The organism is Actinomadura montaniterrae (genome assembly GCF_008923365.1).
In the GTDB taxonomy this organism is placed as follows: domain Bacteria; phylum Actinomycetota; class Actinomycetes; order Streptosporangiales; family Streptosporangiaceae; genus Spirillospora; species Spirillospora montaniterrae.
This window is the reverse complement of record NZ_WBMR01000050.1, coordinates 19,025-33,781: the sequence shown is the minus strand read 5'-3', so window position 1 is coordinate 33,781 and position 14,757 is coordinate 19,025. Positions and strand designations below refer to the sequence as shown.

Here is a 14,757-nt window from a genome sequence, read left to right as displayed (position 1 = left end):
GTGGCGTTGGGTGACGGGGGTGATGCGGTGGGTGAGAGGTGGTGTGCATGGGGGGTGGCGGGCGCTGGGGCGTCCGGGGCGGAAGGCGGGACTCGGGCGGACGGGGGCGTGGCCGGCAGGTCGAACGCTGCCGGTCTTCGCCCCCGCACCGTCGGGGTCCTGCGGCCTGCCTAGATCCAGGAAACGCCGCGCATGGTATTGCCCCCCTCAGGATGTGCCGAGGTCCGCGGATCCGCGGCCTCCTATGCATGGTGCCCAGAACGGTCACCAGCATGTGCCCTACCGAAGGTACCTGTTTCCCGCCCGTTCCGCACACGTTGCAACTATCGTGTTACACAACGTGATGCGTGTAAGGGGGAAGGATGACGGCAGTGCAGTCGTCCGCCGAGGACCGGGGCGGGGAACTCACCCGCGTGCCCCGCCGCCGATCGCTTCTGGGGCACCCGTCCCTGCTCGTGGTCTATGTGCCGGCGGTCGTCGCCGTCCATCTGGGGCTGATCGTCGCCCTGCTGTTCCGCACGCCCTTCCGGCTCCACGACGTCGTGACCTTCGCGGCGCTGCTGGCGTGCGGCGCGGTCTGCATCGAGGCGTCCCGCCGCCTCGGCATGCCGGCCGGGGTGGCGCGGGACCTGCTGTCGGCCTGGTGGCTGCCGGTGGCGCTGCTGCTGCCGCCGCTGTACGCGCTGCTGATCCCGATTCCGCTGCAGGCGCTCCTGCAGTTCCGGGTGCGCCGGACCCTCGTCTACCGGCGGGGCCTGGTGGCCTCGGCGCTCGGCATCGCCGGGGCGTGCGCGTCGCTGGTCTTCCATTGGGTCGTTCCAGAGCCGCTGGAGGGCGCGCCGCACTGGGTCGTCCAGGCATATCCCGGTATCCCGGCGGCGGTGGGCTGCGCGGCGCTGTTCACCATCGTGAACACGGCGCTCGTCGCGGTCGCCGCGCACGCCGCCAACCCCGAGAGCCGGTGGCGCGACGTCCTCTGGACGCGCGAGAGCCTGCTGCTGGACGTCGTGGAGCTGTGCGTCGGCATCCTCGTCGCGATCACGAGCGCGCTGACGCTCGGGCTGCTGGTGCTGGCGCTGCCGCCGGTGATGCTGCTGCAGCGCAGCCTGATGCACCAGCAGTTGCAGGCCGCCGCGCGCACCGACGCCAAGACCGGGCTGCTGAACGCGGCGGCCTGGCAGCGGGAGGCCGACACCGAGCTGTCCCGGGCCCAGCGCACCCACGACGCCCTGGCGCTGCTGCTGATCGACATCGACCACTTCAAGCGGGTGAACGACACCCACGGCCACCTGATCGGCGACCAGGTGCTCGTCGGCGTGGCGAGCACCCTCTGCCACCAGCTGCGCGACTACGACGTGGTGGGCCGGTTCGGCGGGGAGGAGTTCGTGGTCCTGCTGCCGGGCGCCGACACCGTCGAGGCGTGCCGCGTCGCCGAACGCCTGCGCGGCCGCGTCCGCCGCCTCGCCGTCCCCGCGGAGGAGGGCACCGTCACGGTCACGGTCTCGGTCGGCGTCGCGCTGTTCCGCACCCACGGTGAAGACCTCATCGAACTCCTGGCGGCCGCCGACCTCGCCCTGTACCGCGCAAAGGAGTCCGGCCGCGACCGCGTCTGCCTCCCCGCCGTCGACACCCCCCGCCCCGGCAGCGAAACCTGACCCCCTGCCCCCACAACGTCCACCCCTCCCCGCTACCCGCCCGACCCGTACCCGCCACCCCACCCACCCCCACCACCACAAAACCCCCTATACGCCTCATCCCCGCGGTGGCCTGGCCCCTCGCGGTGGCCCGGCCCCGCCGCGCCTCGGCCCCCCGCCGTGGCTCAGCCCCCTGTCGTGGCCTGGCCCTCGCGGTGACTCGGCCTCCCGCCGTGGCTCAGACCCCCGCGGTGGGTCGGTCACCTCGCCGTGGGTCGGCCCCCGCCGTGGCCCGGCCTCCCGCCGTGGCTCGGTCCGTGCTGTGGCCCGCCTGGCGCTGTGGCTGGGCCCGTGCTGTGGGGCGGCCTTCGCTGTGGGGCAGAACCCCCGCCGTGGTCTGGGCCCTCGCCCTGGGGCGGCCCTTGCTGTGGGGTGGTCCGTGTTGGGGGTCCGCTCTTTGGGGGTTTGGTTCGGGGTGGGAGAGCGACGAAACGGTGGTGGCGACCCCCTAGTCTTGAAACATGGCCGAGTACATCTACACGATGCAGCGTGTGCGCAAGGCACATGGCGACAAGGTCGTCCTGGACGACGTCACCCTGCATTTCCTTCCGGGCGCCAAGATCGGCGTTCTCGGGCCGAACGGCACCGGTAAGTCGACGCTGCTGCGCATGATGGCCGGTCTGGAACAGCCGTCCAACGGTGACGCGCGCCTCATGCCGGGGTTCACCGTCGGCATGCTCCAGCAGGAGCCGCCGCTGAACGAGGAGAAGACCGTCCTCGGGAACGTGCAGGAGGGCGTCGCCGAGACCAAGGCGATGCTCGACCGGTTCAACGAGATCGCCGAGAAGATGGCGACGGACTACTCCGACGAGCTGATGGAGGAGATGGGCAAGCTGCAGGAGCAGCTCGACCATCGCAACGCCTGGGACCTCGACAGCCAGCTCGACCAGGCGATGGACGCGCTGCGCTGCCCGCCCGGCGACGCCGAGGTGTCCAAGCTGTCCGGCGGTGAGCGCCGCCGCGTGGCGCTGTGCAAGCTGCTGCTGGAGTCGCCCGACCTGCTGCTGCTGGACGAGCCCACCAACCACCTGGACGCCGAGAGCGTGCAGTGGCTGGAGCAGTTCCTCGCCAAGTACGAGGGCACCGTCCTGGCCGTCACCCACGACCGGTACTTCCTGGACAACGTGGCGACCTGGATCCTGGAGCTGGACCGCGGCCGCTGCTTCCCCTACGAGGGCAACTACTCCACGTACCTGGAGAAGAAGGCCGACCGGCTGAAGGTCGAGGGCAACAAGGACGCCAAGCGCAAGAAGCGCCTGCAGGACGAGCTGGAGTGGGTCCGCTCGAACCCGAAGGCGCGGCAGACGAAGAGCAAGGCGCGTCTGGAGCGCTACGAGGAGATGGCGGCGGAGGCGGCCAAGACCCGGAAGCTGGACTTCGAGGAGATCCAGATCCCGCCGGGCCCGCGCCTCGGCAACACGGTGATCGTCGCGGACAAGCTGGGCAAGGGGTTCGGCGACCGGGCCCTGATGGACGACCTGTCGTTCAACCTGCCGCCGAACGGCATCGTCGGCGTCATCGGCCCGAACGGCGTCGGCAAGACCACCCTGTTCCGCATGATCGTGGGGGAGGAGCAGCCGGACTCCGGCGAGCTGCGGCTCGGCGAGACCGTCAAGATCTCCTACGTGGACCAGGGGCGCGGCGGCATCGACCCGAAGAAGTCGGTGTGGGAGGTCGTCTCCGACGGCCTGGACCACATCAACGTCGGGCAGGTCGAGATGCCGTCCCGCGCGTACGTGGCGGCGTTCGGGTTCAAGGGCCCCGACCAGCAGAAGCCGTCCGGGGTGCTGTCCGGCGGTGAGCGCAACCGGCTGAACCTGGCACTGACCCTGAAGCTCGGCGGCAACGTGCTGCTGCTGGACGAGCCGACCAACGACCTCGACACCGAGACGCTGTCCAGCCTGGAGAACGCGCTGCTGGAGTTCCCCGGCTGCGCCGTGATCACCTCGCACGACCGGTGGTTCCTGGACCGCATCGCCACGCACATCCTGGCGTGGGAGGAGGGCTCGAACTGGTTCTGGTTCGAGGGCAACTTCGCCGACTACGAGAAGAACAAGATCGAGCGGCTGGGCGCGGACGCCGCCCGCCCGCACCGGGTGACGCACCGCAAGCTCACCCGCGACTGATCCGCTGACGGACGGCCGCGCCGGCACCGCACATGGTGCCGGCGCGGCCGTTCGCTTTACAGCGGGGTGCCTCAGGGCGGCAGTCGGCTGAGGATCATGCCGGCCCAGGTGGTGGCGACGACGCGCAGGAGCCGGGACGGCAGCAGCGCGACTCGGCCGCGTTCCGGGGGCTTACTCATCTCCGCGGGTACCGATTGATTCAGCGCGGGCATCGGACGATGCGCAAACAGTGTTGGACGGGTATCACCGCAGGCTCCTATCGTCCCTGAGGTGGGGTCGACGGGGGCAGCCGGGAGGTCGGGACGACGATGAGCACGCCGAGGATCACCGAGATGCGGGTCGTGCCGGTCGCCGGCCGCGACGCCATGCTGCTCAACCTCAGCGGGGCGCACGCGCCGTTCTTCACCCGGAACCTGTTGCTGCTGACCGACGAGTCCGGCGCCACCGGCGCCGGCGAGGTCCCCGGCGGCGAGGCCATCCGGCGGACCCTGGAGGACGCGCGGGAACTGGTCGTGGGCCGCCGGATCGGCCGGTCCGACGAGGTGCTGAACGGGGTCCGGGCCGCGTTCGGCCACCTGGACGCGGCCGGACGCGGCCCGCAGACGCACGACACGAGGATCGCCGTCCACGCGCTGACCGCGATCGAGTCGTGCCTGCTCGACCTGATGGGCAAGCACCTGGACGTGCCGGCGGCGGCGCTGCTCGGCGACGGCGTCCAGCGCACGCGGGTCCCGGTCCTCGGCTACCTGTTCTACGTCGGGGACCGGCGCCGCACGGACCTGCCGTACCCGGAGCCGGAGGACGGCGCGGACGGATGGCTGCGCGTCCGGCACGAGGAGGCGCTGACGGCGGACGCGATCGTCCGGCAGGCGGAGGCGGCACGGGACCGGTACGGGTTCGCCGACTTCAAGCTGAAGGGCGGGGTGCTGCGTCCCGACGAGGAGGCGGAGGCGGTGGTGGCGCTCGCCGCGCGGTTCCCGTCCGCGCGGATCACGCTGGACCCGAACGGCGCGTGGCCGCTGGACGAGGCCGTCCGGGTCGGCCGGGACCTCGCGGGCGTGCTGGCGTACGCGGAGGACCCGTGCGGCGCCGAGCGCGGCTACTCGGGCCGCGAGACGATGGCGGAGTTCCGGCGGGCGACCGGGCTGCGGACCGCCACCAACATGATCGCGACGGACTGGCGGGAGCTCGGGCACGCGATCCGGCTCGACGCGGTGGACATCCCGCTCGCCGACCCGCACTTCTGGACGATGCGCGGGTCGGTGCGGGTGGCGCAGCTCTGCCAGGCCTGGGGGCTGACCTGGGGGTCGCACTCCAACAACCACTTCGACGTGTCGCTGGCCATGTTCACGCACGTGGCGGCGGCCGCGCCCGGCGACATCACGGCGATCGACACGCACTGGATCTGGCAGGACGGGCAGCGCCTCACCCGGGACCCGCTGCGGATCGAGGGCGGCGAGCTGGCGCTGCCGGACGCCCCCGGCCTCGGCGTGGAGATCGACGAGGAGCGGGTCGCGGCGGCGAACCGGCTGTACGCCGAGCACGGCCTCGGCGACCGCGACGACGCGGCGGCGATGCGGTACCTCGTGCCCGGCTGGACGTTCGACCCGAAGCGCCCGTCCCTGGTCCGGGACGCCCCGGCCTGACCCGGGCGTCCGGGGCGCCCCGGCCTGACCCGGGCGTCCGGGGCGGCCGCCTGGGGCGCGGGCACCGGCCGGTACCATCGGGCCGACCGGTGGAGACCCCCGTCGCCGGACCCAGGCACCCGACCCCCAGGCGAGGACATGCAGCAGACCGACCTGCCCGCGGCCGAGTACCGGCACGTCTACGAGTTCAACATCCGGTTCGGGGACATCGACTCCCAGGGCCATGTGAACAACGTCAAGTTCCTCGGCTACCTGGAGGACGCGCGCCTGGAGATGTTCCACGGCGACCCGGTGCGCAAGGGCGAGCAGCCGGTCCGCGGCATGGTGATCTCCCGGCACGAGATCGACTACAGGTTGCCGCTGCTGCCGACCGTCTACCCGATCCGGGTCGAGACGTGGGTGACCGAGGCGCGCGCCGCGTCGTTCAAGCTGGCCTACGAGGTGCGCGACGACGAGAACGTCTACGCGACCGCGACCTCGACGCTCGTCGCGTTCGACGTGGAGGCCAACCGGCTGCGCCGCTTCACGCCGGAGGAGCGCGAGTTCATCGGCCGGTACCTCGTCCCCGCCGAGTGACCCGCGGAGCCGGTACGCCGCCCGCCGCCCGTTTCATCCCTAAAAATGGCGTCTGACCTGGACGTCCTTTTCTGCTGCGCCGCCCGCCGGTCCGTCCGCGTGATGACCGCGCTGTCACGGATAAATAACAAGGGCACCAGCATTCCGCTTTCGCCGCACATATCCCTCTAGTGTCGCGTCGCGAAATGTGGCGAACCCACGTGGAAGGGACGAAATGCGGCGCATCTCACGAGGAGCGATCGCCCTGCTGCTCGCCGCGGGCATGGCCGGCACCGGCGCCACCGCGGCGCAGGCGGCGACCCCCGCGACGGCCGGCAAGGCGGCGCAGCCGGACGACATCCTCGCCCGGCTCAAGGCCATCCCCGGCATGCAGGTGACGGAGAAGGCCTCCACGATCCCCGGCTACCGCTGGTTCTGGCTCGAGTACCGGCAGCCCGTCGACCACCGCGACCCGAACGGGAAGTGGTTCGAGCAGCGGATCATGCTGCAGCACAAGTCGGCGGACCGGCCCATGGTGCTCTACACCAGCGGCTACGACACCCCCGAGACCATGTTCACCGCCGAGCCGACCGCGCTCGTCGACGGCAACCAGATCTCCGTCGAGTACCGCTACTTCACCCCGTCCCGGCCCGAGCCCGCGGACTGGAAGAAGGACACGATCTGGCAGGCCGCCACCGACGAGCACCGCATCGTCGGCGCGCTCAAGACGATCTACAAGGGCAAGTGGATCTCGACGGGCGCCAGCAAGGGCGGCATGACCGTCGTCTACCACAAGCGCTTCTACCCCCGCGACGTCGACGGCAGCGTCGTGTACGTGGCGCCCAACGACGTCGACAACAACGCCGACGGCGCCTACGACAAGTTCTTCAAGACCGTCGGCACCGACCCCGCGTGCCGCACCCACGTCGAGGCCCTCGCCCGCGAGTTCCTCAAGCGCCGCCCCGCGATGCTCGAACGGTTCAAGGCCGCCGCCGCGCAGAACAAGTGGACGTTCGACATCCTGCGCACCCCGGACCGCGCGTTCGAGAACTCCGTCATGGACTATGTCTGGGGCTTCTGGCAGTACCACCTGCAGTCGGACTGCGCCTCGCTGCCCGCGGTGAACGCCTCGGACGACGACCTCTACAAGACCCTCGACGACATCTCCGGGCTGTCCTTCTACACCGACCAGGGCCTCGCCCCCTACATCCCGTACTACTACCAGGCGGGCACCCAGCTCGGCTGGCCGTCGCCGAAGTTCAAGTACCTGCGCCCGCTGCTGCGGTACGAGAGCAGCTACCAGCCGCGCACCTACGTCCCGCGCGACATCCCGATGCGCTTCGACAACGGCAAGGCGATGCGCGACATCGACGGCTGGGTGAAGCGGCACGCCGACCACATGCTGTTCCTCTACGGCCAGAACGACCCGTGGGGAGCCGAGCCGTTCCGCCTCGGCAGCGGCAGCCGCGACTCCGCCGTCTACGTCGCCCCCGGCATGAACCACAGCGGCCGCCTCATCGCGCACCTGCCCGACGCGCAGCAGGCCGAGGCGAAGGCCGACGTGCTGCGCTGGGCCGGCGTCCAGTCCCAGGCCAGGACCCTCACGACCGGCCCGTCCGCCGACGACCCGCTGGAACTCCAGCGCCCGCCCATGTAACTGTGTTGCCCCGGGGGGCGACCCCCTGGAACCCCCGTTGCGACGGACGAGGCGTTTCACGCTCCGCTGGCGCTCCGCGTGAAACGCCTCGTCCGTCGTCGGGCAGGCCCGCTGCACTCGCTAGCGCTCGCTCCGCGTGCCTGCCCGCGACGCCGGCCGGGCTTCAACCGCCGGGGTTGAGGTTCAACCGCCGGGGTTGAGGTTCAACCCACCGGGGTTGAGGTTCAACCTGCCGGGGTCGGGATTCAACCCCGGCGGGGTTGAGGTTCAACCCGCCGGGGTCGCGGTTCGGCGCATGGGCCGGGATTGCATTAATGCAGCCAGGCAGCGGCGTTCCCCGGCAGGAGGTCGCCGTACATCGGCATGGTGGTGAGCAGCGGCCGTCCCGGTGGGAGCCGGACGGGGTTCTCGCCGCAGTTGACCGCGCAGGTGAGCGGCCCGCGGGTGAAGAAGACGGCGGTCTCGGGGGAGTCGAGCCACTCCAGTTCCTCCGGCAGCTCGTCCAGCAGGTCGCGGCGTTGGGCCAGTGCCCGCCGGTAGAACGCCAGCATGGAGGACGGCTCGTCCGCCTGTGCCTCCGCCGTCAGCGACGCCCATCCCGCCGGGATCGGCAGCCACGGCCGGACGCCGTCCGGTGAGAAGCCGTACGGCTCCGACGTCCCGGACCAGGGGAGCGGGACCCGGCAGCCGTCCCGTCCGGGCTGGCCGCCGCCGCTGCGCTTCCAGATCGGGTCTTGGCGGGCGTCGTCCGGCAGGTCCCGGACCTCCGGCAGGCCCAGTTCCTCGCCCTGGTACAGGTACGCCGACCCCGGCAGTGCCAGCAGCATCAGCAGGGCCGCCTTGGCGCGCGCGTACTCCATGCCGGGCACGCCGCCCGGCCGCTCGTACCGGGTGAGGTGGCGGACGGAGTCGTGGCTGGACAGCACCCAGGTGGGGGCGGCGCCGGTCGGCGCGACGGCCTTCAGCGCCGCTTCGATCACGTCGCGGAACGCGGGGGCCGACCACGGCGCGAGCTGCAGGTCGAACTGGAACACCTGGTGGAGTTCGTCGGGGCGCAGGTAGAGCGCGAGGTCCTCGGGGCCGTCCGTCCACACCTCCCCGATGGCCATGCGGTCGCCGTCGTACTCGTCGAGGATCCGGCGCCACCGCCGGTAGATCTCGTGGACCTCGGGACGGCTGTAGATCGGCCCGTTCGCGACGCGCCGGCCCCGGCCGTTCAGGTCGCCGAGCGAGGCGTCCTTGACGAGCCCGGCGGCGACGTCGATGCGGAAACCGTCCACGCCCCGGTCCAGCCAGAACCGCAGGATGTCCTCGAACTCGGCCCGCACCTCCGGGTTGCGCCAGTTGAAGTCGGGCTGCTCGGCCGCGTACAGGTGCAGGTACCACTCGCCGTCGGGGACGCGCGTCCAGGCCGGTCCGCCGAACGCGGACGGCCAGTCGTTCGGCGGATCCACCTCGCCGGGAGTCTCCCCTGGCCGCCCAGGACGGAAAATGTAGCGGTCCCGTTCCGGTGAGCCGGGCGGCGACGCGAGTGCGTCCTGGAACCACCGGTGCCGGTCGGACGAGTGGTTCGGCACGATGTCCACGATCAGCCTGAGCCCGTGCGCGTGCGCGTCGGCCACCAGCGCGTCGAAGTCCGCGAGCGTCCCGAACCGGGGATCGACGTCCCGGTAGTCGGCCACGTCGTAGCCGCCGTCCGCGAGCGGCGAGGTGTAGAACGGCGTCAGCCAGAGCGCGTCCACGCCCAGGTCGCGCAGGTACGGCAGCCGGGACCGGATCCCCTGGAGATCGCCTTCGCCGTTCCCGTCGGAGTCGGCGAAGCTGCGGACGTAGACCTCGTACACGACGGCGGTGCGCCAGGGGGTTCGCGTCATGTACAGCGATCTACCCGCTCAGGAGGGCGCGTTCACCATGCTTCGCGCCGCCATCGTGAAGTAGTCCCAGAGCATCTTCTCCAGCTGCTCCGGCAGCTCCAGCTCGTCGACCGCGACCCGCATGTGCTTCAGCCACGCGTCCCGCTCGGCCTCGCCGATGACGAACGGCACGTGCCGCATCCGCAGCCGCGGGTGCCCGCGCCGCTGGCTGTAGGTGTTGGGGCCGCCCCAGTACTGGATGAGGAAGAGCCGGAGCCGCTCCTCGGCGGGGCCGAGGTCCTCCTCCGGGTAGAGGGCGCGAAGGTCGGGGTCTTCAGCGACACCCTGGTAGAAGCGGTGCACCAGCCGGTGGAAGGTCTCCTCGCCGCCGACCGCTTCGTAGAAGGTCACCTGTTCAGTCATGGCGCTGCCCACCCTATGCGATCGGCGGCCCGGTGATCAGCCGCTCCGTGATCGGCGGCCCGGTGATCGGCCGCACGGGAGGGCCGCCGGGCGCCGGCGATCAGGTCGTGGCCGGGGTGGCGACGGAGACGCCCGCGTCGTCGAACGCGTTCTTCACCCGTTCGCGCAGCTCGCGGGCGATCTCGCCCTGCTTGCCGGGCGCGGTCTTCAGCACCACGCGGATCACGAGCGCGTCGCCGGCGAGCGCCTGCACGCCCCACACCGACGGCGCCTCGAGGACCATGTCCTCCCAGCCGGGGGAGGCCGCGAGCTCGTCCGCCGTGGCCTGCAGGATCTCCTTGACCTTCTCGGTGTCCTCGCGGATGTCGACCGGGATGTCGAGGACGGCCCGGCCCCAGTTCTGCGACTCGTTCCCGACCTTCTTGATCTCGCCGTTCGGCACGTACCAGACGACGCCGTTGACGTCGCGCATCCGGGTGACCCGCAGGGTGACCGCCTCGACCGTGCCCTTGGCCGAGCCGACGTCGATGAAGTCGCCGACGCCGTACTGGTCCTCCAGCAGCATGAACAGGCCGGCGAGGAAGTCCTTGACGATGTTCTGCGCGCCGAAGCCGACCGCGACGCCGATGACGCTCGCGCTGGCCAGGATCGGCGCGAGGTTCAGCCCGAGGCGGCCGAGGATGCTGAACGCCGCCGTCCCCAGGATCACGATGGACGCGATCGAGTTCAGCACCGAGCCGAGCGTCTTGGCGCGCTGCGCCCGCCGCTGGTTCAGCAGCGCGGGGCTGCCCTCGAAGACCGTCCGGGACCGCTCCTTGACCTTCTCGGACATGGTGCCCTCGGCCATCCGCACCGTCACCTTGGTGATCATCCGGTGCGCGACGTTCCGCACGACCAGCGCGAACACGAAGGTGAGGATGATCGCCAGGACGGTGCCGAGGGGCTTGTCGAGCCACGTCGCGTAGAAGTGGGTGAAGTCGGTGCTGTGGGAGACGTTCCAGACGAGCCGGCAGCCGGTGCTCGGCGACTGGTCGCGGCACGCCGCCTCCGGCGTGCCGTCCTGCGCCCAGGGCAGCAGCGACTGAGCATCGGCCAACATCTCGGGCAGACCCTCCCCGGCCTTTGTGGGTGTCTCGACACCTCGCCGTGGACCTGCGGCGGGTACGAGCCCGATCGTAGGGGACGGTAACGACCGGTTCGTACTCCGCCCGCGACGTGTCTTGACAAGGCCGGGGAGGGGCTGTTCCGGCGAGCGTGCCCCGCGGGGTCCGCGGCTGCCGCGCCGTTCCGGCCACGGCCCCGCGGGGCACGCCCGGCTCTAGGGGCGGCCCGCCGGCCGCATCGCGCGGGCGGACCGCTGATCGAGGGGCTGCAGGACGTGCGCCAGCTTCACCGCGGCGCCGCCCACGTCGTCGACGCGGTGCATGCGCTCCCCCCAGGACCACCAGAAGTAGTGGTCGTGGCTCTCGGGGGCGGGCGCGCAGGTGACGTCCTCGGCCAGGCTGGCCGCGGCCGGGTTCACCACCCGCAGGAAGGCCGGGCCCGACCGGGTCCGGACCACGCGGGCGACCAGCCCGCGGGCGTCGAGCTCGCGCTCCAGCGCCCTGAGGTAGCCGACGCGTCTGTCGGTGACCACCTGCGTTCCCCCTCCCTCCGCCGTGCCCGGCGCCGCTGCGCCGGTCCGCTCCTGTGCCGCCGGTTCCTGCGTCGTCTGCATCGCCGATCCCTCGTCGCCGGCCCCGACGTGCGCGGCGCGTGACCGCGCGGCCGCCGGGACGGCCGGCAATTGATCAACCCTCTGGATCCGTTCCGTTGCTCCCGGTGAGAATTGCAACTCTCACGGTGGCGGGTCAAGGGCACCCCCGTCCCGCGAAGTACCGGATTCCCCCACCTCAGGGGAAGCTTCACACCCGGCGGAGGAAGAATCTCTACCCTGGGGGGTGAGGACGCATCCGAAGCCCTTGTCTTTCCCGGGAATCGCTTGGCCCGCCCCGCCGTCAGGGTTACGCTGCGTGCGCGAGAGATTATCTGTCGTGGCCATCTATTGACCGGTCGCCGTGGCCCGGACGACCGCCCTTCCCCCGGAGGGGCGCCGGCCGGCCCGACGGTGAGGAGGCCGGAATCGATGTCGGACCCCCCTCGGAAAGAAACGGACGTGGCTCGCAGGATCCGTGCGCACGCTCTGGCCCGGGGGCGCAGCCCGCAGGAGATCGCGCACGAGATCCACGAGCAGTGCGGCCCCCTGTTCGGCACCAGCCGGGTCAAGGCGCACCGCCTGGCCCACGGTGTCGCGCTGTCCGACATCGTGGCCCAGGTCAGGGCCCTGTACGAGGTCGACGGCAAGCCGCCGCCCCGGCTCGGGGAGACGCTGCTGTCGGCCTACGAGAGCGGGTACAAAAGACCCGGTCCCGAGTATCTGCACTACCTCTGCGCCGTGTACCGTGTCGAGCCCGATCAGCTCGACTACAAGAGCCCCTGCATCTGCGGACGGGGACACGCCGTGCGGCCGGGGGCCGCCACGGTGCCGCAGCCGCGGGCTCCGGAACGGCACGCGGCACAGCAGCCCGACGTACCGCTCGTCGGGTCGATCATCCCCAGGGCGGAGGACCGCCACTGGGTGGAAGTCAACGACCTACGGGGCCCTGACCGCGCCGACGGCCCCCTGTCCATTGACGTGGGAGAGGAGGACATCGTGCTTCGTAGGACCCTTCTGCAACTTCTGGCCGGAGCGGGCGTGGCGCTCGACGGTCAGTTCCTGGGTGCGGTCGACGGCATTCGACGCAAGATGGACGACACGCTGGTCGGTGCGACGGTCTCGCCGACCATGCTCGACCAATGGGAGGAGACCACCTACGGCTACGGCCAGCAGTACCAGGCGACGCCGTCGCTGCGGATGCTCTGCGATGTGCTGCTGGACTTCAGCGAGGTGCGCCGCATGTGCGACAAGCGGCAGCCGGTCGAGCTGCAGGAGCGGCTGTGCCGGATCGCGGCGCAGCTGTCCGGGCTGTCCGGGCTGATCATGATCAATCTGGGCGACCACCGGCTGGCCCGCTCGTTCTTCCGGACCGCGCGCACCGCGGCCGACGAGACCGGCGACCGGCAGCTGCGCGCCTGGGTGACCGTCCGCGAGTCGCTCGTCCCGATGTACTACGGCGACCCCCGCGAGGCGCTGCACCTGGCCCGCAAGGCGCAGGACCTGGCCGGCCGCACCCCGGGCGTGGCGGCGGCCATGGCGCCCGCGGTGGAGGCCCGCGCGCTCGGCATGCTCGCGTTGCGCGGACGCGGCGACGCCGCGCCCAGCGCCCGCCGGGCGCTCGTGCGCGGGCGCTCGGTGTTCGACCAGTTGTCCAAGACCGACACGAGCGACCTGGTGTTCGGCTTCACCGACCGGCAGATGGCCTTCTATGAGGGCGACACGTTCACCAATCTCGGCGACCACAAGCACGGCGACGAGGTGCTGAGCCACGCGCTGACGCTGTACGCGCCGACCGACCGCGTCGACCTGACTCTCGTGCGCCTCGACCGGGCGATGTGCAAGCTCCACGCCGGGAACCCGGACGCGGCGCTGGCCGGCGGCCAGGAGGCGATCCTGGACCTGCCGCCCGACCACCGGTCCGACATCCTGGTGCACCGGGCCCGCCAGATCGGCGTCGCCGTGCAGGCCAAGCACGGCGAGATCGCCGGGCTGCGGGAGTTCCGCGAGGCGCTCGCGGGACCCTGGGTCACCAGCCCCACCAAGGAGCCGGCCCCCACCGGGGAGCGGCCCCCCGTCCCCCCGACCGAGCAGGTCTGACCGGGCATGGGAACGCCTGACAGCGCCTCCTGGCAGGATCGGCCCGCGCCCGGCGCGGAACCCGCGGGCCCGGAGGCCGGGCCCGCGCCGTCCGCCGCGGATCCTCGCCCCCGCCGCCGCGCCCTCGTGCGGCTGCAGGGCGATCCCCCCGTCTGGAGCTTCGGGGAACTGCGGCTGCGCCGGTACCGGGCCCGCGACCACGCCACCGTCCTCGCGCTGCACCGCGAGGGCCTGGCGCAGGTGGGCCTGCGTCCCGGCGACGGCGTCTACTACGACCACGACTTCTTCCGGATGGAGGACATCTACCTGCGCAATGACGGCGAGTTCCTCGTCGGCGAGGTGGACGGGCAGATCGTCGCCATGGGCGGCCTGCGCCGCGCCGACCTTGTTCCCGGGGGCCGGGCACGCGCGTTCGGCGGTTACGCGCCGGGCGACCCCGTGCTCGACGCGGTGGAGATGGTGCGGCTGCGGGTGCGGCCGTCCGCGCAGCGGCGCGGCTACGGCGCCGCCGTCGTCTCCGCACTGGAGGAACGCGCCGCCGAGTACGGGTACCGGGTCCTGCGCGGCGACACGACCGAACTGCAGGCCCCGGCGCTCGCCCTGTACCGCAAGTTCGGCTGGAGGGAGACGCGCCGCGAGGTGATCGGCGGCATCGTCAACATCTACATCGAGAAGCAACTCTGCTGACCACGGTGCCCGTGCGGGGTCGGCCCGCCGTGCCCCCGCAGGTCCGGCCCGGCGTGCTCGCCTGCTGAGCGCGCTCGGCCGAGCGTGAACGCGCTGTGCGGCAGGCCCTCGCGAGCCGGCCGGTGGGGCGTCGCCTTCCGGTGCCGTCCCACCGGCCGGGCTGCGCGCTTCTGCGCGAGCTAGGTGCCGCCCGGCTCGGCGCGCTCCGGTCCATCGAGGACTCGCGCGAGCAAGGCGGCGACGAGACCCCCAACGGACGAGACCCCTCCAGGACCCCCGAGCCGCGGGACGGTGCGTCCGCGGCGCGGCGCGACGCGCGAGCG

The 14,757-nt window shown here is 71.7% G+C and carries 11 protein-coding genes; 7 read left to right on the top strand and 4 right to left on the bottom strand.

The features are described from left to right. Positions 1-362 precede the first annotated feature (362 nt). From F9B16_RS19085 to F9B16_RS19065, 5 genes are all read left to right on the top strand, one after another. On the top strand, positions 363-1,655 hold the full coding sequence (locus F9B16_RS19085) for a sensor domain-containing diguanylate cyclase (RefSeq protein ID WP_151541442.1): 1,293 nt from the start codon (positions 363-365) through the stop codon (positions 1,653-1,655). Positions 1,656-2,155: 500 nt separating this feature from the next. Then, a complete protein-coding gene (gene ettA, locus F9B16_RS19080; protein ID WP_151541441.1) occupies positions 2,156-3,820 on the top strand; it encodes an energy-dependent translational throttle protein EttA in 1,665 nt (554 codons plus the stop codon). Positions 3,821-4,128: 308 nt separating this feature from the next. Next, positions 4,129-5,466: an enolase C-terminal domain-like protein gene (locus F9B16_RS19075; protein ID WP_151541440.1), complete on the top strand. Its 1,338-nt coding sequence runs from the start codon at positions 4,129-4,131 to the stop codon at positions 5,464-5,466. Positions 5,467-5,604: 138 nt separating this feature from the next. Continuing rightward, on the top strand, positions 5,605-6,042 hold the full coding sequence (locus tag F9B16_RS19070) for an acyl-CoA thioesterase (RefSeq protein ID WP_151541439.1): 438 nt from the start codon (positions 5,605-5,607) through the stop codon (positions 6,040-6,042). 214 nt (positions 6,043-6,256) lie between these two features. Beyond that, positions 6,257-7,678, top strand: coding sequence for a S28 family serine protease (locus F9B16_RS19065; RefSeq protein ID WP_151541438.1), 1,422 nt, complete (start codon positions 6,257-6,259; stop codon positions 7,676-7,678). Positions 7,679-7,989: 311 nt separating this feature from the next. Here the strand turns inward: F9B16_RS19065 and F9B16_RS19060 are convergent, their stop codons facing one another. The 4 genes from F9B16_RS19060 to F9B16_RS19045 all read right to left on the bottom strand — a co-directional run bounded on the left by F9B16_RS19060 (position 7,990) and on the right by F9B16_RS19045 (position 11,671). After that, complete coding sequence (locus tag F9B16_RS19060; RefSeq protein WP_151541437.1) at positions 7,990-9,552, bottom strand: glycoside hydrolase family 13 protein; 1,563 nt, start codon at positions 9,550-9,552, stop codon at positions 7,990-7,992. 18 nt (positions 9,553-9,570) lie between these two features. Then, a complete protein-coding gene (locus F9B16_RS19055; protein ID WP_151541436.1) occupies positions 9,571-9,954 on the bottom strand; it encodes a globin in 384 nt (127 codons plus the stop codon). 100 nt (positions 9,955-10,054) lie between these two features. Beyond that, positions 10,055-11,053, bottom strand: coding sequence for a mechanosensitive ion channel family protein (locus F9B16_RS19050; protein WP_151541435.1), 999 nt, complete (start codon positions 11,051-11,053; stop codon positions 10,055-10,057). 219 nt (positions 11,054-11,272) lie between these two features. Further along, the gene (locus tag F9B16_RS19045) at positions 11,273-11,671 is read right to left on the bottom strand and encodes a hypothetical protein (protein WP_225991756.1); all 399 of its coding nucleotides are present in this window, start codon (positions 11,669-11,671) and stop codon (positions 11,273-11,275) included. Positions 11,672-12,079: 408 nt separating this feature from the next. Here F9B16_RS19045 and F9B16_RS19040 point away from each other — a divergent pair, with 408 nt between their 5' ends. Then, positions 12,080-13,747 carry an XRE family transcriptional regulator gene (locus F9B16_RS19040; protein WP_404800504.1) on the top strand — a complete coding sequence of 556 codons (1,668 nt, stop codon included), beginning with the start codon at positions 12,080-12,082 and terminating at the stop codon, positions 13,745-13,747. A 6-nt stretch (positions 13,748-13,753) separates the two neighbouring features. Next, complete coding sequence (locus tag F9B16_RS19035) at positions 13,754-14,434, top strand: GNAT family N-acetyltransferase (RefSeq protein ID WP_151541434.1); 681 nt, start codon at positions 13,754-13,756, stop codon at positions 14,432-14,434. The last annotated feature ends 323 nt before the right edge of the window (positions 14,435-14,757 follow it).

Excerpts from the sequence above, each read along its gene's own strand:
- F9B16_RS19075 (WP_151541440.1), top strand. The coding sequence starts at position 4,129 with ATGAGCACGCCGAGGATCACCGAGATGCGGGTCGTGCCGGTCGCCGGC.
- F9B16_RS19045 (WP_225991756.1), bottom strand. The coding sequence starts at position 11,671 with ATGCAGACGACGCAGGAACCGGCGGCACAGGAGCGGACCGGCGCAGCG.
- F9B16_RS19050 (WP_151541435.1), bottom strand. The coding sequence starts at position 11,053 with ATGTTGGCCGATGCTCAGTCGCTGCTGCCCTGGGCGCAGGACGGCACG.
- F9B16_RS19060 (WP_151541437.1), bottom strand. The coding sequence starts at position 9,552 with ATGACGCGAACCCCCTGGCGCACCGCCGTCGTGTACGAGGTCTACGTC.
- F9B16_RS19070 (WP_151541439.1), top strand. The coding sequence starts at position 5,605 with ATGCAGCAGACCGACCTGCCCGCGGCCGAGTACCGGCACGTCTACGAG.
- F9B16_RS19065 (WP_151541438.1), top strand. The coding sequence starts at position 6,257 with ATGCGGCGCATCTCACGAGGAGCGATCGCCCTGCTGCTCGCCGCGGGC.
- F9B16_RS19085 (WP_151541442.1), top strand. The coding sequence starts at position 363 with ATGACGGCAGTGCAGTCGTCCGCCGAGGACCGGGGCGGGGAACTCACC.
- ettA (WP_151541441.1), top strand. The coding sequence starts at position 2,156 with ATGGCCGAGTACATCTACACGATGCAGCGTGTGCGCAAGGCACATGGC.
- F9B16_RS19055 (WP_151541436.1), bottom strand. The coding sequence starts at position 9,954 with ATGACTGAACAGGTGACCTTCTACGAAGCGGTCGGCGGCGAGGAGACC.
- F9B16_RS19035 (WP_151541434.1), top strand. The coding sequence starts at position 13,754 with ATGGGAACGCCTGACAGCGCCTCCTGGCAGGATCGGCCCGCGCCCGGC.
- F9B16_RS19040 (WP_404800504.1), top strand. The coding sequence starts at position 12,080 with ATGTCGGACCCCCCTCGGAAAGAAACGGACGTGGCTCGCAGGATCCGT.